Raw genomic sequence first — 1,695 nt, 5'->3', positions numbered from 1 at the left:
TAGCACTTCCAGGTACTTCTAAAAGGAAATAGCCAAGGAAGAAAATCCCTGCCCCTAATCCAAAAACAGCATTAGAAAAACCTAAATCTTCATTCATTTGTAATGCAGCAAACCCGATATTCACTCGATCAAGTATCGATATGGTAAAACATAAAAATAGAAATGGAATGAGCCTTAACGTTACTTTTTTAGTAGTTGAACGTTCTAAGTTAATTGGATCCAAAATAATTCCTCCCTGGGGTACCATCCTTCTATTCTTCATACTCTTCGGTCTTTGACCTGAGTGTTTGCTCTAGGCTAATTGACAGAAAGAATTAAAAGTTTACATAAAAGATGATTGATCTATTTCTAAGTCTCAGTAAATCTAGTCCCTACTTCTGTAATCCCTTTCATATGGACATATAAAAAATGAAAAAGCGAAGTATCCCCTTTATTATTCATCATTTAAAAAAGTAAGAACTATTAGAAAATATTATATACAAGAACCTTACTAACGATATGAAAACACTATAAATCTACTTTCTAATTTCTATCCTAATAATCCAAAACATTTGTAATGCACGATAACGATAAAAAACGCTTACATTTTTGAACCTTTCTGCTAATCTCTTCAAAAAATATCGAGCTGTAAAGAATAATGAATTTTAAGATTTACATTACCTCCGTTTTATAGATTCGCTACTTGTATACTAAGTTACCTTATATAAATAGTGTACTTACATACCTATCAATTGTCAATATAATTATTATATTAAATATTTTCTGATTTTTATTAAAAACGAAAAGAAATATACAGTTTGTGTGGAAAGAAAACACTGAATCTTACTCATTTTATGCTGTCTTTTCAACAGCAAAAAGACAGCTACACTTTAGCTGCCTTTTACCTCTATATTTGGTATTATTCTAATAAAAAATTAGTTGGAATTAAGCTTTCCAATAACGATCATATAAATTTTGCATGTGAAAACTCATAATTCTCACAGCTTCTTCTTCATTATGCTGTTCAATTGCATTAATAAGTAATTTATGCTCATTAAAATTAACTTCTCGGTAGTCAGGTCTCGTGACGGTTCGATCTCTTATAAACTTCCACATTTCCTGCTGTTTCATCGCATTGCTAATAGCTGCCATAATACTAATAAATAAATCATTATGAGAAGCTTTTGCTATACCATTATGTAGGGCTTCGTCTGTTTCTGGTACATACACGCCTGCGTTCGTTTCTTCCTCCATCTTATCAATTGTTGCACGCAGGTCCTTAATGTCTTCTTCTGTAGCTCTCAAAGCTGCAAAACGTACAATAAGAGGCTCTATGTTCATTCTTGCTTCCACAATGTCTTCAGGGGAGGTAGAGTCCGTTAAAAGTGTGGATTGAGAATTTTCAGCTTCTGTTTGAAACTCTTTAACATATACACCCTCTCCTTGACGAGAATAGATAAAACCGTTCAATTCTAATGCACTAAGGGCTTGTCTAACAGGCACTCGACTTACACCAAATTGTTCACACAGCTCCCTTTCAGCAGGGAGTTTATCTCCTACTTGGAACGCTCCAGATTGAATTTCAGAAAGAATTTGATTATAAATTTGAATATATAATTTATTATTGGAAACTGGATTAAAACTAATGGAAATCACTTCTCTCTATAATTATTAGCTCATTTTATTCATAATTAAGTAGACATAATTATTATATAC

General features: G+C 32.2%; 1 protein-coding gene and 1 pseudogene. Both read right to left on the bottom strand.

Annotated features, from left to right (window positions below; genetic code table 11):
- Positions 1–223, bottom strand: a pseudogene (locus AC1DRF_RS26400) (MFS transporter); the annotation flags it as partial.
- Positions 224–924: 701 nt separating this feature from the next.
- A complete protein-coding gene (locus AC1DRF_RS26395) occupies positions 925–1,635 on the bottom strand; it encodes a FadR/GntR family transcriptional regulator (protein WP_028409967.1) in 711 nt (236 codons plus the stop codon).
- Positions 1,636–1,695: the final 60 nt, after the last annotated feature.

The organism is Priestia sp. P5_B4 (genome assembly GCF_056400385.1).
This window is presented reverse-complemented; position numbering and strand designations above follow the sequence as displayed.